Genomic DNA, 25,502 nt, shown 5'->3' with positions numbered 1-25,502 from the left:
TGGGATTAATAGTTACTTTTGCTCCACCTGAATCGTTTGTTCAAGCTCCGGATAATAATGTTTAACTTGTTTTCCTTCTTCATCCCTTAATGCTTTATGATTTTCATCAATGGAGTAAGTAAACGGCTTAACTGTAATTGTCTTTGGTGTTTGCGCGAACGGTATGAAATCTTTATCTACCAAAGGATAGACTATAGCTGGCAAGTTAAATGACCCTCCCGATGAGAACGCATTACCTAGTTCATCAACAATTTCATAGAACATTTCAGAGGTTGTGTATCCATCCTTTTCTTTCACAGTTGGCGCTTTACCTTCTTCGCTGAGCTGTAATCTGCTTGTGGCTGGAGTTAATTCCAGCTTGGTAATCGTATAACTGAATTCTTCTGCCTCTTTTGTTTGGTTCAGATCAAGCTTGATAATTCCTTCCGTTACTTTTTTCACCGGCACCTTGATTACAAAAGGCTCTGCAATTTGTGTAACCGGCACACTGATGCTTAATTCAAATTCATCCCCCAAAGCCTCTATATTATTTAGATTTCTGTAATCGTATAAAATAGCATTCTTTTTTCCCTCAACATCACCAAAAGATGACATTTGGCTCTCCAGTTTTTTCCCATTCGGCAATTTCACTTCTGCTGAACCCAACAACCCTTTTTCGGACTGGTTCATTGTCACTTTCGCATGTTGTTCTGTTAGCGATGGATCGAACTCAATCGGTTCAATAATCATCTCAGCCATCATCTTATCATTATCAATGCCTTCCCGTTCAATCGCAAAAGCCAACCGCGAGCCGTCATAATAGGCATCGGTAACCTTTAAGGTCACTCCATCATGGGTAACGCTTTGGTTAGGGGCAGTAGATAATCCTTTTTCCTCAGCAGCATTTAGACCTTTATCGTCAATCCCCTTAAAAATACTTCCTACAACAGGAATCTGCTTCAATGTTTCTGCCATGACCGGGGATACAAATCCGCTACCGATTATCCCTGCACCCAACACTGCTGCTGCCGAGGCAGCCACCAATGATTTTTTCAGAAACTTATTTCCATTCTTTCTTGACGCTCGTTTTTCCATTCCCTCGTCTCCTATTCGCTTCATAATTGAATCACTGAAACTGTCTACCGGCATTTCATGATTTTGGAATGTTTGACGAATGTGCTCCATCTTCTGACTTTCAGTTCGATCTTGCCATTTCTCCATGAGGGCTGCCTCCTTCATTCATTCTTTGCCGGACTAACTTTTTGCGTAGACGTTCAAATTTCTTGCGTAAAGTAGCTGAATTACAATCCATAATCTGACCCATTTCTTCAAAGCTGTACTGCTCAACCACCTTAAGAATCAGGAGATTGCTCTCTTCGGCTGTCAGGTCATCCATAAATAACTTCTGCAATGGCTCCTCATCGTTAGGATTATAATAGGCTTTGGGCTGCTGCTCTTTATATAGCGACAACAGACGGTTTCTTCGCTTGCGTTTGCGAACCTGATCCAGACAATGATGATAGGCCACTTTATACAGCCATGCACTAAAAGAGACTCGTTTCTCATAACGTCTGAGTTCCTGATACACTTTTACAAATATATCTTGCACAGCATCCTCTGCTTCTTCATGACTTCTCAAAATATAATAGCAATACGTATAAATCTTTCTTTCATAGGCTTGTATTATAGTTCTATAGGCTTCGCGGTTACCCGCAAGAACCTGATCGATAGCCTCTTCAATTATTGTTTGATTCACTTGGACCCCGGGGCTGCGACGTTCCAAAGAATCACCTCCTTGTTATTGACTACAACTATATAACGAATGTGATCCCTTTAATTGTGACAGGCTCAAAAAGATTTTCCAAATATGTTAGAAACATCATCCGTTTTCAATAAAAAAAACGACTGCCCCGATTGATTTTCGGAGAAATCGCTTTTATAATAATATTCCATATTTATAAATTACTTACTTATTCGTACTATTTGACACTTTTTAACGCTATACATGCTTCAAAATATACAGTATCACTATTCTGACCGCGTACATATATACCATCATCCGTTACAGCTGAACGTAAAATAGTCAGTTCATCCCCAAACTTAGCTTCTTGTAGATAAGTAATCCGGAAGCGTGTGAACTCTGCATTATCCCATTCCGCTAAAGTGAGCGTATCACAACATAAATCCCCGTATCGGGCATTATTCAAATGTCCGTTGCTGTCCAGCCCACTATATCTTATCTGATACCGATAAGTTTCTTCCATAGTAATATCAGAAGGGATCGTTACCTTAACAGGCATATCGCCTACTGAATCGCCATTATAGTGCTTAACCTGAACTGGGAGAGCGTTCGGTCTAAGTATCTTTCTCTTCTCAATATCTACTAAAGCCCATATGGATCGTGCTGTGGCGATTTCTATATGATCTGCATCGAAAATACGATAATCCCGTTGCCACAGTGCCCCTTTAGTTCCTTTACTCCAGGTATGTACGCTGAGCACATCATTCGGGCGGGGAATACGTTTAAAATCAAGATCTAACGTGATCATCATCCAGCCCATTCCTGCATTCAGAATTTCTTCCACACTGATCCCCAAATTACCCACTGCGAAGTCTGCCGCACATTGCATGATATCCAGAATAAAGGATAACTTACCCTGCGAACGATAATCCGTGTCGCTCGCATGTACAGAAAAATCTTCTATCCACACAAGATTGCTACTGTTGTCCATTGTTTATCCTCCTGCCATGCAAAATATCCTTGCATTTACTTGAAGTATCCACATATACCACTGCTCTATCCACATAAATTGGGGACTACTTTCATTTTTGAATATATTTTATTATTTCATCCACATGTTAGTAACTTTTATAATTCCGTTAATTCCCCATAACTTATCCACATTATTTAAATTAAGTGATAAAGGGAACAAAAAAGCCATTGTTGATAAATCAACAATGGCTTCGTGTGCTTGGCAACGTCCTACTCTCCCAGGACCCTTCGGTCCAAGTACCATCGGCGCTGGAGGGCTTAACGGTCGTGTTCGGGATGGGTACGCGTGGAACCCCTCCGCTATCGCCACCAAACATGCATCTGTGAAACAGACGCTGCCGCGTGAAATTCGGTTCATCACCAGAAGTGACAATGAATTTCTAAGCGTGTTACAGGCTTGATGCCTGAAAACTGAATCCGAAACAAATCTGCATTCTACATATAGGATAAGCCCTCGACCGATTAGTATTGGTCAGCTCCATGCATTGCTGCACTTCCACCTCCAACCTATCTACCTCGTCGTCTTCAAGGGGTCTTACTAATTGGGAAATCTCATCTTGAGGGGGGCTTCACGCTTAGATGCTTTCAGCGCTTATCCCGTCCGTACGTAGCTACCCAGCCATGCTCCTGGCGGAACAACTGGTGCACCAGCGGTACGTCCATCCCGGTCCTCTCGTACTAAGGACAGCTCCTCTCAAATTTCCTGCGCCCACGACAGATAGGGACCGAACTGTCTCACGACGTTCTGAACCCAGCTCGCGTACCGCTTTAATGGGCGAACAGCCCAACCCTTGGGACCTACTTCAGCCCCAGGATGCGATGAGCCGACATCGAGGTGCCAAACCTCCCCGTCGATGTGGACTCTTGGGGGAGATAAGCCTGTTATCCCCAGGGTAGCTTTTATCCGTTGAGCGATGGCCCTTCCATGCGGTACCACCGGATCACTAAGTCCGACTTTCGTCCCTGCTCGACTTGTAGGTCTCGCAGTCAAGCTCCCTTATGCCTTTGCACTCTGCGAATGATTTCCAACCATTCTGAGGGAACCTTGGAACGCCTCCGTTACTCTTTAGGAGGCGACCGCCCCAGTCAAACTGCCCGCCTGACACGGTCCCCGTACCCGGTAAGGGTACTAGGTTAGAACCTAGATACGATCAGGGTGGTATCCCAACGGCGCCTCCACCGAAGCTTGCGCTCCGATTTCTACGGCTCCCACCTATCCTGTACAGATCGTACCCAAATTCAATATCAAGCTGCAGTAAAGCTCCATGGGGTCTTTCCGTCTTGTCGCGGGTAACCTGCATCTTCACAGGTATTAAAATTTCACCGGATCTCTCGTTGAGACAGCGCCCAAGTCGTTACGCCATTCGTGCGGGTCAGAATTTACCTGACAAGGAATTTCGCTACCTTAGGACCGTTATAGTTACGGCCGCCGTTTACTGGGGCTTCGGTTCATAGCTTCGGGTTACCCCTAACCACTCCCCTTAACCTTCCAGCACCGGGCAGGCGTCAGCCCGTATACTTCGCCTTGCGGCTTCGCACAGACCTGTGTTTTTGCTAAACAGTCGCTTGGGCCTTTTCACTGCGGCCCCCTCGTGCTATTCACACTACCGGGGCACCCCTTCTCCCGAAGTTACGGGGTCATTTTGCCGAGTTCCTTAACGAGAGTTCTTCCGCGCGCCTTAGAATTCTCTTCTCGCCTACCTGTGTCGGTTTGCGGTACGGGCACCTTCTCCTGGCTAGAGGCTTTTCTTGGCAGTGTGAGATCATGACCTTCGCTACTATAATTTTCGCTCCCCATCACAGCCCAGCCTTATCGATGTGCGGATTTGCCTACACATCAGCCTCACTGCTTAGACGGACATCCATCAGTCCGCGTCACTACCCTCCTGCGTCACCCCATCGCTCATAGCGGATTACGGTGGTACAGTAATTTCAAACTGTTGTCCTTCGACTACGCCTTTCGGCCTCGCCTTAGGTCCCGACTTACCCTGAGCGGACGAGCCTTCCTCAGGAAACCTTGGGCTTTCGGCGGATCAGATTCTCACTGATCTTTTCGTTACTCATACCGGCATTCTCACTTGTGTAGTGTCCAGCGCTCTTTTCAGTACACCTTCAACCCCTACACAACGCTCCCCTACCCCAGATGCAAAGCATCTAGCCATAGCTTCGGTGGTGTGTTTAGCCCCGTTACATTTTCGGCGCAGAGTCACTCGACCAGTGAGCTATTACGCACTCTTTCAATGGTGGCTGCTTCTAAGCCAACATCCTGGTTGTCTGTGCAACTCCACATCCTTTCCCACTTAACACACACTTGGGGACCTTAGCTGATGGTCTGGGCTGTTTCCCTTTTGACAATGGATCTTAGCACTCACTGTCTGACTCCCGGCAATAAGTATATGGCATTCGGAGTTTGACTGAGCTTGGTAATCCTTGCGGACCCCGCACCCAATCAGTGCTCTACCTCCACTACTCTTATACCGAGGCTAGCCCTAAAGCTATTTCGGGGAGAACCAGCTATCTCCGAGTTCGATTGGAATTTCTCCGCTACCCCCACCTCATCCCCGCACTTTTCAACGTACGTGGGTTCGGGCCTCCAGTGCGTGTTACCGCACCTTCACCCTGGACAGGGGTAGATCACACGGTTTCGGGTCTACGTCCACATACTAATTCGCCCTATTCAGACTCGCTTTCGCTGCGGCTCCACCTTCTCGGCTTAACCTTGCATGTTAAACGTAACTCGCCGGTTCATTCTACAAAAGGCACGCCATCACCCATTAATAGGGCTCTGACTTTTTGTAAGCACACGGTTTCAGGTTCTATTTCACTCCCCTTCCGGGGTGCTTTTCACCTTTCCCTCACGGTACTGTTTCACTATCGGTCGCCAGGTAGTATTTAGCCTTAGCAGATGGTCCTGCTGGATTCATACGGGGTTTCACGTGCCCCGCACTACTCGGGATCCGTCTCGGAGAGAATACAGTTTAGGTTACAGGGCTTTTACCTCTATCGCGGGCCTTTCCAGACCTCTTCACCTACCATATTCCTTTGTAACTCCATGTGAGACGTCCCACAACCCCTAAGAGCAAGCTCTTAGGTTTAGGCTGTTCCGCGTTCGCTCGCCGCTACTGACGGAATCACTATTGTTTTCTCTTCCTCAGGGTACTTAGATGTTTCAGTTCCCCTGGTCTGCCTCTACACACCCTATGTATTCAGGTATGAGTAACTGCGAATTACCACAGCTGGGTTTCCCCATTCGGACACCCCCGGATCAAAGCTTGCTTACAGCTCCCCGAGGCAGTTTCGTTGTTCGCCACGTCCTTCGTCGGCTCCTGGCGCCTAGGCATCCTCCGTGTGCTCTTATTAGCTTAACCTTGATTTTTCCGCAGGAAAATATCATACGATGACATTCTCTTTGGAATCATCTCACTAATAACATTTACTTGTTTACACAAGTTGCTAAAAGATGTTCTAAAACGCAAATTCGTTTCGGTATCCAGTTTTCAAGGATCAAGTCTTACTTGAGAGCTTAAACTCTCAAAACTGAGCAACGAGTGAGTAACAGGCCTAAACCTGAGTTTTGGAAGCTTAGCTTCCGATTTGAATGTCCTCATTGCAGAGAACGATTCTCCATAGAAAGGAGGTGATCCAGCCGCACCTTCCGATACGGCTACCTTGTTACGACTTCACCCCAATCATCTACCCCACCTTCGGCGGCTGGCTCCCTTGCGGGTTACCCCACCGACTTCGGGTGTTGTAAACTCTCGTGGTGTGACGGGCGGTGTGTACAAGACCCGGGAACGTATTCACCGCGGCATGCTGATCCGCGATTACTAGCAATTCCGACTTCATGCAGGCGAGTTGCAGCCTGCAATCCGAACTGAGACCGGCTTTGATGGGATTGGCTCCACCTCGCGGCTTCGCTTCCCGTTGTACCGGCCATTGTAGTACGTGTGTAGCCCAGGTCATAAGGGGCATGATGATTTGACGTCATCCCCACCTTCCTCCGGTTTGTCACCGGCAGTCACTCTAGAGTGCCCAGCATTACCTGCTGGCAACTAAAGTTAAGGGTTGCGCTCGTTGCGGGACTTAACCCAACATCTCACGACACGAGCTGACGACAACCATGCACCACCTGTCTCCTCTGTCCCGAAGGCCGCTGCTATCTCTAGCAGATTCAGAGGGATGTCAAGACCTGGTAAGGTTCTTCGCGTTGCTTCGAATTAAACCACATACTCCACTGCTTGTGCGGGTCCCCGTCAATTCCTTTGAGTTTCAGTCTTGCGACCGTACTCCCCAGGCGGAGTGCTTACTGTGTTAACTTCGGCACCAAGGGTATCGAAACCCCTAACACCTAGCACTCATCGTTTACGGCGTGGACTACCAGGGTATCTAATCCTGTTTGCTCCCCACGCTTTCGCGCCTCAGCGTCAGTTACAGCCCAGAAAGTCGCCTTCGCCACTGGTGTTCCTCCACATATCTACGCATTTCACCGCTACACGTGGAATTCCACTTTCCTCTTCTGTACTCAAGCCACCCAGTTTCCAGTGCGACCTCAGGTTGAGCCCAAGGTTTAAACACCAGACTTAAATAGCCGCCTGCGCGCGCTTTACGCCCAATAATTCCGGACAACGCTTGCCCCCTACGTATTACCGCGGCTGCTGGCACGTAGTTAGCCGGGGCTTTCTTCTCAGGTACCGTCACTCCGGTAGCAGTTACTCTACCGGACGTTCTTCCCTGGCAACAGAGCTTTACGATCCGAAAACCTTCATCACTCACGCGGCGTTGCTCCGTCAGGCTTTCGCCCATTGCGGAAGATTCCCTACTGCTGCCTCCCGTAGGAGTCTGGGCCGTGTCTCAGTCCCAGTGTGGCCGTTCACCCTCTCAGGTCGGCTACGCATCGTCGCCTTGGTGGGCCGTTACCCCACCAACTAGCTAATGCGCCGCAGGCCCATCCCTCAGTGACAGATTGCTCCGTCTTTCATTCTTCTCTCAGGAGAAAAAAGAAATTATCCGGTATTAGCTACCGTTTCCGGTAGTTATCCCAGTCTGAAGGGCAGGTTGCCTACGTGTTACTCACCCGTCCGCCGCTAAGTTATTTTGAAAGCAAGCTTTCAAAATAACTCCGCTCGACTTGCATGTATTAGGCACGCCGCCAGCGTTCGTCCTGAGCCAGGATCAAACTCTCCAATTAGTATTGAAAAGAGCGATATGCTCATTTTGAAACATCTGACGAGAAAATTAATTCTCTAATTTTGGATTTCACTTGCGTGATTTCCTACTCACTCGTTGTTCAGTTTTCAAAGATCAAGTTCTCGTTGGCGCCGTTTAATGTCTCAGCAGCAACTCTTATAATATATCATGTTATCTTCAGAAATGCAAGCTTTATTTTCGAAGCTTTTTATCAGCCTCGTCTATATCGCCTGTACGCTGTCTAACAACGCTTACCTATAATACCCCAACTATTAATAGAAAAGCAACCCCTAATATAAAAATAAACAACTAGCTTAATAATTAAGCTAGTTGTTTATTTAATAGAGTTATGTTTCTAGCGACGAACTTAATAGTATTTTGCCGCAGTATATTTGCTTGAGGCTTTAATTAAATCGGTTTTCTTATCACTCTTTGCAAGTCCTGCATCCACTGTAGTATCAATGGTAACCCACTTCCCATTAAGCAACACTTCGTTCCAGGCATGATATTGCGTAACGTAGCTTGTATTCCCCATTACCAACTTAGCAGGAACATCTACACTCCGCAGCATTGCGGCAAAAAGAGAAGCGTAATCATAGCAAATCCCTTTTTTAGTAGTCAATGTCTTATCGATGCTTGGAATATAATCAGTAGTTACACTATTAGCAAGAGAGTAATCATATTGTACATTCGCAACTACATAGTTATAGATCGCTTTAACTTTCTCTTCGTCTGTTGTTTTGCCTTGTACTAATTGTTTAGCTTTGACAATCGCTTTATCAGAAGAACTCCATTTCACATTCTGTACGGAGCCCAAATATACGGAATTCGAGTCACTCATGGTTACGTCTACTACTTCGGAATATAATGCTTTGTATTTATTGCCGGTTGTGTTCTCCAGAACAGAAACCTTATAAGTCCCATTTCCTTGTTGCAAAGGGAAGTCCTCAGCTTGTCCAGAAGCATACAAGTTATATGTATAGCTGCTGTTATCTTTGGTGATCATGAGTTTGATTCTTTTATCTTTCGGAATATCATAGTTAATACCAATAACACCTTGAGCCACTTTGGATGTAATCAACCAGCTGGCATCTGCACTTGCAGCTTGAGCTGTACTTACCGGAACTGAAGTCATTAGGACGAACAACGCCACCAGCATAAAATAAACCTTTTTCACGGATAAAACTCCTTTCGGTAGCTGGCTGCCATCCTTTCGGGAAGGCCCTTTAGCTTTGCGTCCCTACCTTTCGATAGGTTTGCCGTTATCGTATAAGCTCTATCTGTTCTAGCTTTACTAGATATAATTGATAGAATCCATTTGAAACAAACAAAAAAAGCCTCTTCATTCGGTAGCTGGCTGCCATCCTTTCGGGAAAAGGCCCTTTAGCTTTGCGTCCCTACCTTTCGGAAGGTTTGCCGTTATCGTGTTTAGCTTTCATAGTATAATACTATCATATTTATAGTTGTGAACAAGACCTAATTTACTAGATTACCCATTATTTTATAAATATCTCCCGGTATTTGTGTTTTCTTGTCATTCACTATTCTCATTTTGTTAATTTGGCATGAACAATCAGCCGATGCGTTGGATTCACTAGCGGATCACATGTAATCAGAGTAACAATCTTATCCTTGTCATTCCCGTCAAGAACGGAGACATCACTCGGATCTACAACAGAAATATCATACACCTCATAGTTAAACACCTGATCACTAGTCTTTACCGTGATAACATCCCCCACAACAACCTCATTCAATCTGTTAAACAAACGACCCGTAGTTCGAGCCCGATGCGCCGCGATTGCAGCATTCCCGATCTCTCCAAGGGGTGCCGTTTCTTTCATATGGGCTGCAGCATGTTTCATATTAGCTTTTGTAGCCCCTTCTAATACAGGCAGCTTCAAATCAATCTTATCGATTTCAATTAATGCGATTACTTTGCCACCGACTTCAATCTCCGGTTCAGGCTTTTCTGTCTCTTGGGGTTGGGGCTGTGCCTGAGCATCCAGAACCGATTCCTCTGCTAACAGCTGAGTAACTTCAGCATACCTGCTCTTCAGATCTGGCTGGGGAGTACTATCGGCAGTGCTTAGTTCAGCCGTTTCTAATAACTTCTCCTGCTGCCTGTCGTTGTACCACTCGTTAGCTGTCGGATATAACATGATAAGTATCCCAGCCAGTATGAGTAGATAGGAGAATTTACGCAATGTTATTCACCTCCGTATATTATTTCTATGGTTATATACAAATCAAGCAGAAACAGCTACTTGCCTTTAAGCATAGCAACTCCTTCTGCCTGAAATTAATGTTTAAAATACCCATTTACGACTTCCAAAGAAATTGATGATCACCGTGATAAAGGTAACCAGCACCTTGGAGATCAAGACTTGAATACCTAGTTTGTCTGTCAACAGATGCATTAACAACAGTGATATTCCGAGCACTACCAGATTCAGCACGATAAACTTGACCAGCTGTACGCGGTCGAAGCCTTCTTTATTCCCCCGGTTGCGATCACGAAAGGTAACTTTTTTATTCAAAATAAAGCTATTCGCCGTGCCTGCACTATAGGAGATCACCTGCGCCAATGCGTATACCATCCCTAGTGAATTCAACAATGTGAAAATCACAAAATCAATAAGCGTATTGAGCAAACCTACGGCATTAAATTTGAGGAACTGTATGAATGCAGCGCGCAAGTTCTTATCTGACATCATTGTGGTCCTTCCGGCGGTCCAGTTGTTCTTCGTTCTGGTAGCCTTTAGTCTCACTAACAATATATAGCGGTCTATCTTTAGACTCGTCATAAATCCGTCCGATATACTCCCCAATCACACCCAACAGCATCAGAACAATACCGTTAAAGAGCAGATTGACACCTACAATGGAAGCCCAGCCCGGAACCGTCCAGGAGGTGAAAAATATCCTTTGGAACAAGACGAAAAATAAATAGAGAAAGCTAGAAAATGAAAGAAAGAATCCAATATACGTAGCAATCTTAAGCGGCTTATGTGAAAAAGAGGTGATGCCATCTAACGCAAAACGAATCATTTTCTTCAGCGGATATTTGGTTTCTCCGGCAAAACGTTCTTCCCGTTCATATTCCACCATAGTCTGCTTGAAGCCAACCCAGCTCACCAAACCTCTGACATAGCGGTTCTTTTCTTTAAGTCCCCGCAGGACATCACATACCTTACGGTCAATAAGACGGAAATCGCCTGTATCCGTAGGAATATCTACACTTGTCATACTGCTGAGCAGGCGGTAAAAAAGCTTCGCGGTGACCTTTTTGAACATCGTTTCTCCGTGGCGCTTCAGGCGTTTCGCATATACAACGTCGTAGCCCTCTTTCCACTTCTCGATCATTTGCAGAATGACCTCCGGAGGATCCTGAAGATCAGCGTCAATAACAACAACCGCTTGACCTTCGGCATAGTCCATGCCAGCTGTAATCGCTACCTGATGTCCGAAATTACGCGAGAAGTCAATCAGCTTGACATGCTCGTCTCGTTCACAGATCTCCCGAATCATCTGGGCGGAACGATCACGACTGCCGTCATTGACGAAGACCAGCTCATAAGTATCGCCGCACTCGTCCATTACTTTTTTCAAACGTTCATAAGTATGGCTAATTACTTGCTCCTCATTGAACATGGGTACAATCACACTATATCTGGCTTTCACCTTTATTCCTCCTACAAGCTTTTTGGAGCGTTACATCCATCTACACTTCATAATAACGCTGCATGCATAAACTTATTTTATAGATTTTTATTAAATCCTAGAAAACCCAAGTAGGGAACCAACGCAGCATATCTTTCACGTAATCTCCACTGACCTGCATCCCTGACAGTACCGGGTAGAAAGCAATAAAGAGCAGCAAAGCAACAGCTACATAGACATACTGTACGTAACGGGCCTCAGGGAATTTAGTATCCAGCAACTTCATTATATATACAATACCAAGAATCATAAATGGCACCATAGCAAAATAATGGTAAATAAATGTTTCTCTTGGGACAAGCATCCACGGAACATATTGCGAGAAGAAGGCAATCCAAATCATGTAGAGATTCTTATCTTTACGTTTCAGCGTAATCCACAGTGTTGCCAGCATCGCAAAAATACCCGTCCACCAGATAAGAGGATTCCCCATAGTCACTATACTGCTGACCTGACCTTCCGGCAAACCTTCACCGCCGCTAAAGAACCAGACCGGTCTCTTCATAAACGGCCATTGCCACCATGAGGAAGCAAAGGGATGTGTAGCTACAAGCTGACTGTGGTAGTTGTACATATTCTTTTGGGAATCAATCAAACCTTTTATAGTGAAGCCCTCTGCTGATGCAGATAACCCCGGCACAAAAGATAAGCTATAAATAATTACTGGAATAATTACAAAGAACCCGATACAACTAGCCAACGTAATAATAGTCTTTTTCCAAAAAGAATCTACTGCTTCACGACAGGTGCCCAGCAATTCCTTGTCTTTAATCTTCCCCTCTGCCAGCAGGCGTCCGGAGGCTTGGTATTCTCTGTAGCGTTCAAAAAGGGAGATAGCCAGCATAATGGCCAGCCCTGCTCCTCCATAGAGCACAATCCATTTCGAAGCTACGCCGATTCCGAAGAATAAGCCAGACCAGAATAACGGAATTAATGTTTTTCTTAAAGGCTGCTTGTAGAAATTCATTGTGTAATACCGCTGCATAAAATAGAACATCAACATAATGAAGAATACTCCGTATACGTCAATCGTGGAGATTCTTGTCTGTGTGAAATGCATGAAATCCAGTGCAAACAATCCTGCCGCGAGGGCGGCGTATTTGCTTTTCTTAAACAAACGAAGCGCCATTACATATATGAGAGGTAACATGGCAACTCCGAACAATGTTCCGATAATACGCCAGCCGAATGGATTGACCCCGAACAGCTCCATACCTATGGCAATTAACAGCTTACCAAGCGGTGGATGCGTATTCTCGTAAGGCACAATCCCGTGCGTATATTCATAAGCTGTTCGCGCATGATAGATCTCGTCAAAATAAGTGCTATTCATAAAGTTAGAATATTCCGGAATGAGCGCCTGCTCGTCAAAAAGATTGGCCGCTGCTCCTCTTTTAGGTACAGCGTTAGCATCCGGTGTCACACCGGCAATAGGAAGGGGGATTCTTTCTCCCCCCTGCTCATAAAAGGCCATTTCGTTCAAAGTGAACCCTGGAGAGGTAACTGTTAACTTCACATATCTCGCTGTAACGTTCAGGGGTTGGCTTTTCCAGATGAAGACATTCCCGACATCCTCACTGACATCCATCGGACTGCTCCAGACCTCAGGATTGTCGCTGAATTCCAGCTTGAACTTCCCCGTGCCCACGCCTCCAAAGATATTGACCCGTTCCAATGGTTTACTCTGCCCCAAATCTACATAGAAGCTTTCACCACTGGCAGCAGGCTCCCATAAGGTCTCTGGAGATTTAGTAGAGCCAAGATTATATAAAGCAAGCGCTGCGTAAACGGCCGTAATAGCTATTATGCATATCCAATCTATACGCTTAAACTTCATCGTTAAATCGCCCTCCCTTCTGATGCGGTTTAATTTGCCCGACAACTCTCAAATCTTCTTCATATTGTTCTTCCGGTGTAATTGGTGCTGGAAGAGGTTTTATTCCCTTGCGGACATACAAATCGTATCCGATATTCAGCATATAAAGCAGCAATGCTAGATTAGCTATAGCAGTCACTAATACGATTCCGTCTGCACCCGGGCTAACATCTGCATTCAGGTGGGATAAGGTGTACGCCACATTGATGTATTGCGTTAAGCTGAATCCGAGAAATAGCGATAAAAAGCGGCGGTCCCGACTTTCTATATAAGTAAACAAACAAAGAATAAGAGCAGGGAACATATAACGTTCATGCATTTTGGTGCCAAGCACAAAGACCACTACTATAAGCACCATCCCGATAAAATAGGATTTGGTCAGATCCAAGCGATCCTTTTTAAAGGAATAAAATGCCGCAACAGCTACAGCCACTAAAATAAATATGAAGCCCCATACACGGTATGGAATGCCAAGCCAGGTTAGATCAAGGGATGACCACATCGGATCAGTCAGTGCATACAGATTAAATGCATTCACTGAAGAATACGGATAGGAAGATAACGTACTCTTGTAAAGATCAATAATCCCTACCAGACCTCCGTTATTCCAGAAAAACGGTGCCGCAAGCAATCCGAAGATCCCTAATCCATACAAAGCTCCGAATCCAAGCTGCTTCCAAGCGCGGTGATGATAAAAAGCAAACAACAATACCGGCGTGAATATCAACGCTTGCGGTTTAATTAGCGTCGCTAAGGCAAACAAAATTGCGGAGCGAACAAACTTTTTGTTCGCAGCGCCATGGATACTGAGCAGCAGGAAGATCAAAAAGAATGAATCTGCTTGTCCCCAAGCCGCTGAATTAATAAGTACCGCTGGATTAAACAGAAACAACAACATTAAGCCGAAAGCTATTCCTGTGCCGAGTTTTTTGCGTGACATTTGATAAATGAAGTAGCCGAGCACCAAATCAGAAAGGATCGCAGGGAGCTTGAAGAGCAAATTCTCTCCACCTGAGCCCTGAGTGAATCCTAAAACGCCACGAATGGCGCTAAGCACGTACAATATGTACAAATAGCCAGGAGGATAATCGGCAAAATAACCTTCTTCATAAAATTTGCCTGGACCTAAATCCACCATACGCTGTCCCCAAGAAATAAAGGTATTCATATCATTCTGATATCCTTGCGCGGTAAGACCAATCCATACTCTCAGGATAAAAGCAATTCCGATGGCAATGCTCAGCCATTTGGAATAAATATTCTCAGGCTGCTTCATAAGCTTCTCACTACGGAATGCCTTAGTATAAAGCACTGCAAAAAACACGCTAAACAGCGCTGAGATCAGCAACATCTTAGTTGGAGATACTTTATGTGGAGTGTCTGCCTTTTTGTCGCCGGCATCTGGACTAACCGCTGAACTATCCAGCGAAATAACGTTAGCCCCTTCGGGAGCCGCGTCTAATTTTTCTACAGCAAAATCATCAAAATAAGCCTTACCTTGAATCAAGCTAGAGTAGCCGCCCAGACTTGCGCCTATGCCAAATGACTTCTGCACCGGTCCTGTCTGGCCGATATATTCAAGATACTGCCATTCACCTGCCGTATCAGTTACGCTGGGATACCCCCCGCCTACTCCAACGGCAAGAATGTTGGCGCCCATTCCCTCGCCTGCTGTACTTACTACTTTGATCCATCCAGAGATTTTATAATAACTATTCGGCGTAGCCTCAATCGTCTGCACCCATTTCGAATGATTGGGCTCGATATTCTCAATGACTGCCGCCTTGCTGCCGGAATGAACTTCCTCCGATTGGATTGAAAGTAGAGCTGAGTTGTCTCCTGAAATCCACATATCCTTAGTCCAGTTAGAAGGCGCATCATCTCCCCCCTCCTCAAAGCCAGGGTTCTGCAATAGATTCCCCTCTGCATAAATGCTTGTTACAGGAAGCACAAACAATAACAGCATCAATACAGTCATTACGGCCGCACGTGTACTCTTGATCATCGTCCCAACCTCACCTCGTCCTATATTCATCTTAGTCCAGCCAAAAGCATATCCCTTCTGAAAAACAGCTCCCGAATTAGTGTATTTCACCGTTGCTAAGAAATCATTTGGATTGATTTTCTCATAAAAGAGCATATAAATATAGGGTATGTTAACCTTATCTGGATCGCAGACCCTTCCATCCACAATATTCCATTCCATAGGATCGCCCTAAGCCTCAAGGCTCTTATATAGACTCTTATATAGAATAGAAGAATCGCAGTGGCTAAAGCAAATACCGGAGCAAAAAAACAGGCCATTCTATCAGCATAAAGCGAGAGAACTAACAAAATGGTAAGACCATAGGACCACCTAGGGGTTTGAAGTATTTTCAGTACAAAATAAACAGAGATCAGGATCAAGGAGGGAACAAATTGGACTCTAACGCCAAGGCTGCCTCGTCCTGAACATCACCTCTTCAACAATATAATCTAAATCATAGATGATGAAAAGCTAGAAACATAGACTAGGCTGAATGGTTAAGTGCCAACAAAAATATAAAAAAAGGGCCCCCTCAGTTATGAAGGAGCCGTTGAATGCACATCTGTATGCTATATATGAGTTAGCCCGCACTACCAAGAAATACATAACGGAGAATAATCAGAATAGCAAGTACCCACATCATCCAGTGAATATCGTATTTTTTCTTGCCAGCAAGGTTAGCTACACAAGCAAGGATTACATAAGTTACGATACCAAAGGAAATACCATTAGCAATATTATAAGTGAAAGGCATGATTACTAGAGTAAGGAACGCTGGAATCGCAACAACCATATCTTGAAAATCAATTTCGCGAATCGATTGTGCCATGAGCACGCCTACGACAATCAATGCTGCGGCTGTAGCAGATCCAGGGATCAGAGCTACTATTGGTGCAAGGAACAACGCAAGCAAGAAGCACACACCCGTTGTTACAGCTGTAAGACCTGTACGTCCACCTTCAGCAACACCTGCCGCGCTTTCTACAAAAGCAGTAGTAGTGGAAGTACCCAATGCCGCACCACCAGCAACAGCAATGGCATCGACAAACATTGCATTACCTACACGTTTGTTACCTTCTTCAGGGTTGTCCATAATACCAGCGCGTTGAGCAGTACCTACAAGTGTACCAAATGTATCGAACAATTCTACAAAAGTGAATGTTGCGATTGCTGAAACAATACCGGTGTGCAGGATACCATCCCAGTCAAACTCGAAAAAGTTCAATTGCGTCAGGTCAGGCACCCAAGGGGTTGTCGGACTGGACAATGAGCCAAAATCAACTACACCCATCAGTATACCCGCGAGGGTTGTACCCAAGATACCGAATAAAATCGCACCTTTAACTTGCAGTACCATCAGGATGGAAATAAGAAGCAATCCGATAATTACCAATTGTACATCAGTGTTCTCTAGGCTACCCATATGAATAATTGTTTCAAAGGATAGGACATCTGTGAATGTATTGGCGGAAATATCTTTACCAGCTTCGACACCAATCGTCATCAAACCACTGTTCTTAAGCCCAAGGATTGTAATGAACATCCCGATACCTACGGTAATGGCATGCTTCAAGCTGTCAGGAATGGCTGTCAGTAAGATCTGCCGCACTCGGGTAACCGTGAGCAGGATGAAGATCAAACCGGAAATAAATACTGCGGTCAGACCCATTTGCCAAGTGAATGGATGTTCTGAGGTTGCAGAAGACAAAATTACGGAAGCAAAGTATGCATTAAGTCCCATACCTGGTGCCAATGCTACTGGAAAGTTTATAAACACGCCCATTGCAATGGTGAAAATACCTGCTGCCAGCGCAGTCGCTAGAAATACAGAGTACCAGCCCATATCGATGCGGCCAAATGCTGTTAATGTGCTCGGATTAACCGACAGGATGTAAGCCATAGCCATGAACGTAGTCAAGCCGGCCATTATCTCTGTACGTACTGTAGTGCCGTTCTCTTTCAACTTGAAAAACCGATTCAAATTGTTCTCCCCCTAAGGTATGTTGTGGCTGACAGCAACAAAAAGCCGGTATCTGATCGACACCGGCTCGAAAAAAAGAGTAGCACCCATGACTATAGCCCTAGATTCAGGACAATACGGGTTGCTCAGCTCTTCTTAATCGTAGCCAGGTCATTACGGTGACCTCGTAGAAACTTCCAGGCCTATTCCCGGAAATATACGAAAGAATTATGTTGTTGTGCTTTATCATTTTAGGGGGACATCACATAAGTTGTCAATGAAAAAAGCGAACATTTTCGACTTTATTTTTTCTATTGTTCGTAATTCATACATTTTTATCTTTAACTTCAACCCCAAAATCCTTTAAAACATGCAGCTTATTAACTATCAAAAGCCTTATCAAATGGGTATTTTTCCCTATAAAACAATTTCGGTGTTCCCTGGCTTATTGCCCTTTGGAATACTGATAGCTATGCCAAGAATTAGCAAAATGCCCTATAGCTAAACAAATCACTGCAATACCCAACCAGAAAGATCTGCCCCATATAGCCGCAAATCCAAATGCACAAACAGGGAGAACTGCCATGGGAATCGGAAGAAACAATAATGGAGCCCATAATAATCTGAATTGCTGTCCCTTAACCATATAACGAATCCATAAACCGTAATAAATCGTGATAAACACAAAGATAAGTGCAGCCCAGATCCCGAATTCTACATTTTCAAAGTCATCCTTTGAAATCGCAAGAATGGCTATACACCCCAACTGCCCTACTCTCTCCAAAAGAGTGTAAAAGATGCCGGCATCTTTTAAACCGCTGGGAACATGATCGGGCGGAAACTTAATCATCAGTAAACTTGGGGCAAGAATAACCATAGCTATTAGTGTTCCAATAAGTGAGAATCCCATTCTAATGGCTCCTGTAAGTTTATTTTTCCCAGTTTATCACATTCTCTAAAGTTGCTATATAGGGTCCGTCACAAGCTTCACGGTTAATAAAAAAACCTGCAGTCCCTTAATAAATAAGGAGCTGCAGGTTTCTTATTGCTATATGCTATTCCCACTCAATCGTTGCAGGTGGTTTCGAAGTAATGTCATACACTACCCGGTTTACATTCTCAACTTCGTTGACAATACGTACAGAGATTTTCTCAAGAACATCCCATGGGATACGTGCCCAGTCAGCGGTCATGCCATCGATGGAAGTTACTGCACGAACACCTACTGTGTAGGAATACGTACGAGCATCACCCATAACTCCGACACTCTTCATGTTAGGCAGGGCAGTGAAGTATTGCCAAATTTCACGGTCTAATCCCGCTTTAGCAATTTCTTCTTGCAGAATGTAGTCAGAATCACGAACGATGGTAAGCTTGTCCTCTGTTACTTCACCCAAGACACGAATAGCAAGACCTGGACCTGGGAAAGGCTGACGCCATACGATCGCACGTGGCATGCCAAGCTCTTCACCGAGTTTACGAACTTCGTCCTTAAACAAGGTGTTTAGCGGCTCGATCAAGCTGAATTTCATATCTTCTGGCAGGCCGCCCACATTGTGGTGGGATTTAATGGTTTGCGCTGTAGCTGTTCCACTCTCAACGATATCCGTATAAAGCGTACCTTGTGCAAGGAAAGAAAAATCTCCGAGCTTAGCTGACTCTTCGTCGAAGCAGTAGATAAACTCGTTACCAATGATTTTACGTTTTTGCTCAGGGTCTTCAACACCTGCAAGTTTGCTCATGAAGCGATCGCGTGCATCGATTTTCACTACATGAATATCGAATTTGCCTACGAAAGTCTCCATAACGCTTTCTGCTTCACCTTTACGCAGAAGGCCGTGGTCAATAAACATACAGGTCAATTGATCTCCGATTGCACGGTGGATAAGCATAGCCACAACGGAAGAATCCACTCCGCCACTAAGAGCGCAGAGTACTTTTTTATCTCCGACTTGATTGCGAATATCTTGAACGGCTTCATCGATAAACGATTCCATTGTCCATTTGCCGTCGCAACCACAAACTTGGTATAAGAAGTTCGAGATCATCTCGTTACCTTGAACGGAGTGACGTACTTCTGGGTGGAATTGCACAGCGAACAGTTTGCGCTCCGCGTTGCTCATTGCTGCAATTGGAGCACTTTCTGTACCTGCATCCAGCTTGAAGCCTGTTGGAAGCTCAACTACATGGTCACCGTGGCTCATCCATACAGTCTGGCGGTTCTCCAATCCTGCAACTAAAGCAGTTCCTTCTGCAAAGTCAACATCAGCTTTACCATATTCCCGTTTAGCCGAACGTTCTACTTTACCATCAAGCTGATGAGCCATCAGCTGCATCCCATAACAAATACCGAAGATCGGCACTCCTAGATCATAAATAGCCGGATCTACGTGTGGTGCATCTTCAGCGTATACACTGCTAGGTCCGCCGGAGAAGACAATTCCTTTAGGCGAAAGTGCTTTAATCTTGTCAACTGGCGTATTGTACGGCAAAAGTTCGCTGTATACTCCCAGGTCCCGAATTCTGCGCGCGATAAGTTGGTTGTATTGTCCCCCAAAATCGAGAACGACGATAATTTCATTTGGCTTGTTCATTACGTGCCTCCCTTGATTATTGGATTCATTATACTCATGGTTAATTCTCATCGTCAAGGAAAGGAGGACACGCCTCTCATAATCAGAGAGTGATAAAACTTCATGCAGAACCTTCCTTGCTATGGCATAAATTAGATAGCGGATCTAAGCGTTATTAGCCGTTTATGTTAAACGGAAGGTAATGAGCAGACATTCGCGAATAAACGCGGCCGCATCAGAAGCCGAAGGTTCGCCGCCAAGGGCGGGAGCGGAGTCTACGGGATTGTCGCGGGCAGAGATCACGGCTGTGGAGGCCGAAGCTGGCGCGTACGCCAGGGTCTCCCACTGGCGGACAAACTGCCGGACGGCCACGTCTAGTCCGGCATCGTAAATCCGCAGGGAGTCCACATACTCCCTGCCAGTAACGCCGGGCGGCGGCGGTCCAAACCGCTCCGCCAGCCCGTGCCAAGCCAGAGAGGCCGCGCGCAGCTGCCTCTCACGGCTCAAGCTGCTGCCGCGACGCGCGGCCAGCAGCAGAGCCAGGCTGCGCCGCCAGCGCCAAGCGGCGGCGGGAAGCAGCGCCGCGGCAGCGAGCGGCGCTGAAAAGGGCCCGCCCGCCAGCGGCAGGGCGGGCAGTTCCGCGCTGCGCGTTGCTTGCGGTGCGACTGCTGGGGCCGCAGGCCGTGCCGGCGCAGGGAAGCCAGCCGCAAGCGCAGGACCCGGCGTCGGATCGAAAGGAACCCAACCTGCGCCGGCAAAATAAACCTCTACCCAAGCATGCGCATCCCCTTGGGTGACTAAATACTTCGCCGGCATGGCTTCCTCCTGCTGGGTTCCAGGTCCATAACCTTGAACATACCGCGCTGGAATACCTGTGCTTCGCAGCAATACGGTCATCGCTGTGGCAAAATGCACACAGTAACCCTGTTTGGTCTCAAACAGGAAATGATCCACAAAATCAGCCCCAGCTGGCGGAACCATGGTATCCAGCGTGTAAGAATACCCGTTTTGCAAATAATCCCGAATGGCGGTTGCGGAATCATATCGGTTGCCCGAGGAAGCTGTGAGCTTCTCTGCCAGAGCTTTCACTCGCTCAGGTAATAAATCAGGCAGCTGCAAGTATTTATTCTTTATTTCTTGTGGATCAGCGTCACCCAACCCGCGCAGCAGTACTGGATTACTCTCGGGAAGTATAGAATCAACTATATACTCAGTGATCCGAGTTGACCCCACCGAATCTGGCAGACGAAAGGTATCCCTGTCCTTATTCGCCAGAACATAACCAAGCTGGCTGCCATTGGATAGTTGAACTGTCTCAACATCTGTTAGGGTACCCGCATTGAATACAGGAATTCCACCGGAAGAGGGAATAGCAAATTGTATCCGCTGTTGCAAAGTCCGCCCCCCATTAGTGGTGGTTACCGTCGCCGGAATCTGAGGCAGGCTGGACAAGTTAAGCGGAGTAAACTCCTCACCACCTCTGATCCAACGGCGACCGTCATAGTAGGCAATGCTCTCCCCGCGCCAATAGGTACGCTGACTGGTCAACGCTGTGAAGACTGGCTCGGTATTGCGTGATAATGGAGCACCCAGTTCTCCATCATTTGTACTATACCCTGTTGTTCCTGCAGGTATAGCCTCATTATCTTCGGGCATATGGCCCGAAGCCCATTCCTGCAGCTTTTCAAAGGTTGACTGGAGTGTAGTTTGGTTAGGCGGTCGTACTTCATATACCTGCCCACCAAACCATGCTGTCATCATGACGAATATAGCAGCCGCTAATGCCAAAACTCCCCATCGGGCATACGGCAGGTGAAAGCTGCCCACCCGTTCCCGCAGACGGAGCAAACCACTCATTGCTTGCATCCATACAATAAGCCCCACTGATATTACAACATCCGTTGTCGTATTAACGCCAAAGCCAATATCCAGAACTAATAGATAAATGAGGGTCACCGCTGTAAACAGCAGCGTACTACCTCTGAAAAGTGCAAGCTGCTGCACCGAAGATACCAGCAGCCCCCAGCCAACAATCAAAATCAAAAGTCTGCTGATCTCGCTTAGCTGAGAAACATGCCCGGAAAAGAGCAAAATCAGATCATTTGGAATTTCTACTGCATAAATGCCCAGCCATCCTGTCCCTACGCTCTCGCTGCATAGATATAGCCAAGCTGTTCCGATCATCAAACATTGGATACTTAGCAATAGCCACCCGGGAATCTGAAGGATTCCCCACATCAACAGCACGGCAGCAGAAATCATCAGAACCTGCAGCAATCTAGCAGTATCTTCCAATGAAGTCGTTCTATATAAAGGGAGCAGCCATTCTAAAAACAGCCCCAAAATAGCCAAAGAGAACAGCATGCGATAATACAGAGGTATCTTTCTCTGTTTACCGGCATGACTGTTCTCCAGTTTTTCCAAATGGAGCTGCTTTGGTTCCTTCCCACTGTGCTCATTCATAGAGAAGCTTGTGTCACCCGGTATCCGCTTACCGTAGCGTTGGTTTTCCGGATGATTCATGGTACTCTACCTCCCTGAGCCTGTAAGCTGGCAATGCATCATCCAGACAAAACATCCGTGCTCCCAGACGACCCAGACTATCCCCGACCGTTCCCCGCACAGGCTGGCGGATCTCCTGCAGCATTACCTCAGCAGGCAGCGGAGCTGGCTGATCCCAAGCATAATAGAGCTCAACTTTTACACCTTGCACTAAGAATTTAGCGATAACCTTAGCGGATTGTTCCTCTAATCTTCCGGTCACTATAGCAACGGTCATTCCCGGAATCCAGCCTCTAGAAGCATCCTCCAACAGCTCGGACAGGGTTCTTGTTCCATTCGGAGAAATATCAGTTAGAATATCCAGCACTCTCCCTGGGATTTTACCCAGTCCTTCATGCCTAGCCATTCCTTCCGGCCAGCCTCCGCTAAATAACTGGACATAAGCACCTGACTGCTCAGCAAAGTGCATCAGCCCCATCGCCGTTGACACCGCCTTCTCAAATACCGGAGGCTGCTCCTCCCGACTGCCACGAGGTGTAAGTGCATTGGCTGGAATCTCATAGCTTTTGAGATCATTAGCCAACACGATACAGCTCATTCTTGCCTTTTCACGCTCTGGAACTTTGCTCTGCAGATTTCCTAGCCGGGCGCTGTTCTTCCAATGAATTCGGCTAAGCGGATCACCGGGCTCATATTCCCGCGATTCCATGGTCTCATCATTGCTGCTTCTTCCCCTTCTGGAATAGAGCGAATCACCACTAATAAAGCCGCTGTCCGGGACTGCTCCGCCATAATATAGGGGGGCTGGCAGCACTTTAACGCTATGCTCTTCAGCAGGCTCAGATCGGCCTGTGAACCATCCGGGCAAATCTCCCCAGGTTACTCTACAGCCCTGCAAATGATGATGTCCCCGCGGCATGTTCTCAAGAAGGTAGGTGTATTCAAAAGAGCGTCTAAATCCCGGAAACAGTAGCTTGTGATGTCCTCTGTCCCCCCAAAAATCAGCGATAGTCAGCCATGGCAGTGGAAGCCGGGCAGAGAAATTCACCCGCACCTTCACAAGCAGTGTACTTCCAGCTATCGGTCTTACTGGAGTGATTGTCCGTTCAATCTTTATCGCCCGTGGACCTGAAAGTTGAACAATCAGTCCGCCAACCATGATAACGCCTACAGCGATCAGCAGAAATAAGAGTGATGCGCCTCCGCGCCATGCATATAAAACACCTATAATTCCAGCCACAGTCAGCATCCGCAGCCATTCAGCCAACGCACTACGGCTACGCGGATAGCTTCTAACTCTTTCAGTCTTGTTATTTAATTTGTGTTCTACTTTTTTTGAAGAGGACAATGGAACGAACACCCTTCCTTTGGGTCTAGACTTGTTCCCAGCTGAGGAACTTATTACTATCTATTCTTCCCATGAAAAAGGGTGCCCAGACATTGTTTTTTTCTTTTAAAAAAACTGCCTGAGCGCTAAATCTCAGAAGGCTATTACCCGGCGCTCACCTTCCGTCACGCTTATATTTAAAGGAGGATGATCGGCTGTCTCCAGCAGCTCACGCAGCGATACCCAGATAGAACCGCCAATCATCTCCACACTGGCACCGTTTATCTTTTGAACATGATCAGGAAGATTTAACAGGAGTTCCTTGTTCGCCACATCCGCGATGATATCTTTGCCGTTCCAGGCAATCTTCCCACTGCGACTGCCCGCATCCCAACTAATCTGCCCTCCCAACCGTTCGATCACAGCGCGAAGTGGCACCATATATTTCCCTTTTTGCAGAGCATATTCACCTGGCGCCAGCTTCGTCTCCAGCTTTCCAACCTCCAGCACCAAAGGTTTGCCGGGCGCAAACAGCTCTGCATTCGGTATGATATTCGAGGTGATCCAAGCTTCCGAAGGTTTCACTCTGCCCAAGCTATTTGCTTTTGAGGAGACTCTGAATTGTACAGGCTCCACCGTCTCATCTAAAAGGCCAAAGCTGTACCCAGCAGCCTTATAACGCGCAATAATATCAGGCAGTGCTTTAACACTCTCCTGATGGCCGCCGCCATCATGCAGCAGAAGAATAACCCGAGAGGACTTCAGATCTGCAGTTGACTCTTTTAAGATTTCTGACGCCGGTACCCCTTTGCGTTTAGAATCCCCGCTGTCCACCGTCCAATCCGTAACGATATAACCGGCTTGCTTCAACAAATTGAAGTAGGTATTATCAAAGTGATCAAAGGTTCCGCCCGGGGCGCGGATAAGTTGTGGGCGAACCCCTGTAATGCCCCGAACAATTTCTTCGGTCTTTTTAATCTGGCTCCAAAATTCAGTGAATCCACTATATAAATCATGGTAATTATGATTATAGGTATGATTGCCAATAGCATGTCCTTGTTCCCATATGGCATTAATTAGCTCTGGATGGCTTTTCGCTTGATTACCAAGGACAAAAAAGGTCGCCTTCACACCTTGCTGCTGTAAAATTTTTAGAACGTTGAAGGTATTGTCACTCGGTCCGTCGTCAAATGTAATATAGACCGTTTTTGAAGCTTTCTTTGCGGCCGTAATTGCTGAATATGTTGTCGACACTTTGGATACTTGTGCCGTACTGGAATTCAATTTAACTTCTGGAGAAGCAGTCACAATGGACTCTGCTTTAGGAGGCAATTCTTGCATCGCCACTAACGGGAGATTATTCTTAACAGAGACAGACTCCGCACTTGCGGACTGTAATGAACGATTCATCCAAGAATCTACACTCTCCCCTGCGTTCCATCCCAGCATTACGATGACGATTACAACCATAACAAGCAATCCGCTTATCAAGTTTCGGCGGCCGTGAGTGTTTTTGTTACCTTTCATCTTCTCTACCTCCAGCATTCTATTGGCTCAAAAGCCATTTGGTAGATTG

The 25,502-nt window shown here is 46.2% G+C and carries 15 protein-coding genes, 3 rRNA genes and 3 riboswitches; all 18 genes read right to left on the bottom strand.

Annotation, left to right across the window (positions count from 1 at the left end; genetic code table 11):
• Nucleotides 1-12: 12 nt before the first annotated feature.
• Nucleotides 13-1,200: a DUF4179 domain-containing protein gene (locus NST40_RS03255; RefSeq protein WP_076128451.1), complete on the bottom strand. Its 1,188-nt coding sequence runs from the start codon at nucleotides 1,198-1,200 to the stop codon at nucleotides 13-15.
• Nucleotides 1,175-1,762, bottom strand: a complete 588-nt coding sequence (locus NST40_RS03250) for an RNA polymerase sigma factor (RefSeq protein ID WP_076128449.1) — start codon at nucleotides 1,760-1,762, stop codon at nucleotides 1,175-1,177. Before NST40_RS03250 ends, NST40_RS03255 begins: the two co-directional genes overlap by 26 nt.
• 196 nt (nucleotides 1,763-1,958) lie before the next feature.
• Nucleotides 1,959-2,711 carry an acyl-ACP thioesterase domain-containing protein gene (locus tag NST40_RS03245; protein ID WP_342410399.1) on the bottom strand — a complete coding sequence of 251 codons (753 nt, stop codon included), beginning with the start codon at nucleotides 2,709-2,711 and terminating at the stop codon, nucleotides 1,959-1,961.
• A 238-nt stretch (nucleotides 2,712-2,949) separates the two neighbouring features.
• Nucleotides 2,950-3,066 (bottom strand): 5S ribosomal RNA (rrf, locus tag NST40_RS03240).
• Nucleotides 3,067-3,194: 128 nt separating this feature from the next.
• Nucleotides 3,195-6,120, bottom strand: a 23S ribosomal RNA gene (locus tag NST40_RS03235).
• Nucleotides 6,121-6,382: 262 nt separating this feature from the next.
• Nucleotides 6,383-7,940: ribosomal RNA gene (locus tag NST40_RS03230) — 16S ribosomal RNA — on the bottom strand.
• Together the 16S, 23S and 5S rRNA genes form the textbook arrangement of a ribosomal RNA operon.
• 366 nt (nucleotides 7,941-8,306) lie before the next feature.
• Nucleotides 8,307-9,116, bottom strand: a complete 810-nt coding sequence (locus NST40_RS03225) for a transglutaminase-like domain-containing protein (protein ID WP_038568647.1) — start codon at nucleotides 9,114-9,116, stop codon at nucleotides 8,307-8,309.
• Between the two features lie 13 nt (nucleotides 9,117-9,129).
• A riboswitch (cyclic di-GMP riboswitch) is annotated at nucleotides 9,130-9,210 on the bottom strand.
• Nucleotides 9,211-9,284: 74 nt separating this feature from the next.
• A riboswitch (cyclic di-GMP riboswitch) is annotated at nucleotides 9,285-9,367 on the bottom strand.
• A 119-nt stretch (nucleotides 9,368-9,486) separates the two neighbouring features.
• A complete protein-coding gene (locus tag NST40_RS03220) occupies nucleotides 9,487-10,146 on the bottom strand; it encodes a class D sortase (protein ID WP_256719093.1) in 660 nt (219 codons plus the stop codon).
• Nucleotides 10,147-10,248: 102 nt separating this feature from the next.
• Nucleotides 10,249-10,656 carry a GtrA family protein gene (locus tag NST40_RS03215; protein ID WP_076130538.1) on the bottom strand — a complete coding sequence of 136 codons (408 nt, stop codon included), beginning with the start codon at nucleotides 10,654-10,656 and terminating at the stop codon, nucleotides 10,249-10,251.
• Nucleotides 10,643-11,623 carry a glycosyltransferase family 2 protein gene (locus NST40_RS03210; protein ID WP_036679898.1) on the bottom strand — a complete coding sequence of 327 codons (981 nt, stop codon included), beginning with the start codon at nucleotides 11,621-11,623 and terminating at the stop codon, nucleotides 10,643-10,645. The genes NST40_RS03215 and NST40_RS03210 overlap by 14 nt, the downstream gene beginning before the upstream one ends.
• Before the next feature lie 97 nt (nucleotides 11,624-11,720).
• Nucleotides 11,721-13,499, bottom strand: a complete 1,779-nt coding sequence (locus NST40_RS03205) for a phospholipid carrier-dependent glycosyltransferase (RefSeq protein WP_341172077.1) — start codon at nucleotides 13,497-13,499, stop codon at nucleotides 11,721-11,723.
• Nucleotides 13,489-15,744, bottom strand: coding sequence for a glycosyltransferase 87 family protein (locus NST40_RS03200; RefSeq protein ID WP_342410398.1), 2,256 nt, complete (start codon nucleotides 15,742-15,744; stop codon nucleotides 13,489-13,491). The genes NST40_RS03205 and NST40_RS03200 overlap by 11 nt, the downstream gene beginning before the upstream one ends.
• 400 nt (nucleotides 15,745-16,144) lie before the next feature.
• Nucleotides 16,145-17,545, bottom strand: a complete 1,401-nt coding sequence (locus NST40_RS03195) for an NCS2 family permease (RefSeq protein WP_036679893.1) — start codon at nucleotides 17,543-17,545, stop codon at nucleotides 16,145-16,147.
• Between the two features lie 122 nt (nucleotides 17,546-17,667).
• Nucleotides 17,668-17,767, bottom strand: a riboswitch (purine riboswitch).
• A 202-nt stretch (nucleotides 17,768-17,969) separates the two neighbouring features.
• Nucleotides 17,970-18,434: a hypothetical protein gene (locus NST40_RS03190; RefSeq protein ID WP_076130535.1), complete on the bottom strand. Its 465-nt coding sequence runs from the start codon at nucleotides 18,432-18,434 to the stop codon at nucleotides 17,970-17,972.
• A gap of 145 nt (nucleotides 18,435-18,579) precedes the next feature.
• Nucleotides 18,580-20,118 (bottom strand): glutamine-hydrolyzing GMP synthase, encoded by a 1,539-nt coding sequence (gene guaA / locus NST40_RS03185; protein WP_036679874.1) that lies wholly within the window; start codon nucleotides 20,116-20,118, stop codon nucleotides 18,580-18,582.
• A 162-nt stretch (nucleotides 20,119-20,280) separates the two neighbouring features.
• Nucleotides 20,281-22,620, bottom strand: a complete 2,340-nt coding sequence (locus NST40_RS03180; protein ID WP_342410396.1) for a transglutaminase domain-containing protein — start codon at nucleotides 22,618-22,620, stop codon at nucleotides 20,281-20,283.
• Nucleotides 22,589-23,947, bottom strand: a complete 1,359-nt coding sequence (locus tag NST40_RS03175; RefSeq protein ID WP_342410395.1) for a DUF58 domain-containing protein — start codon at nucleotides 23,945-23,947, stop codon at nucleotides 22,589-22,591. The genes NST40_RS03180 and NST40_RS03175 overlap by 32 nt, the downstream gene beginning before the upstream one ends.
• 132 nt (nucleotides 23,948-24,079) lie before the next feature.
• Complete coding sequence (locus NST40_RS03170; RefSeq protein ID WP_341001102.1) at nucleotides 24,080-25,453, bottom strand: polysaccharide deacetylase family protein; 1,374 nt, start codon at nucleotides 25,451-25,453, stop codon at nucleotides 24,080-24,082.
• Nucleotides 25,454-25,502: the final 49 nt, after the last annotated feature.

It is taken from the genome of Paenibacillus sp. FSL R10-2778 (assembly GCF_038593035.1).
In the GTDB taxonomy this organism is placed as follows: Bacteria; Bacillota; Bacilli; order Paenibacillales; family Paenibacillaceae; genus Paenibacillus_AQ; species Paenibacillus_AQ odorifer.
This window is presented reverse-complemented; position numbering and strand designations above follow the sequence as displayed.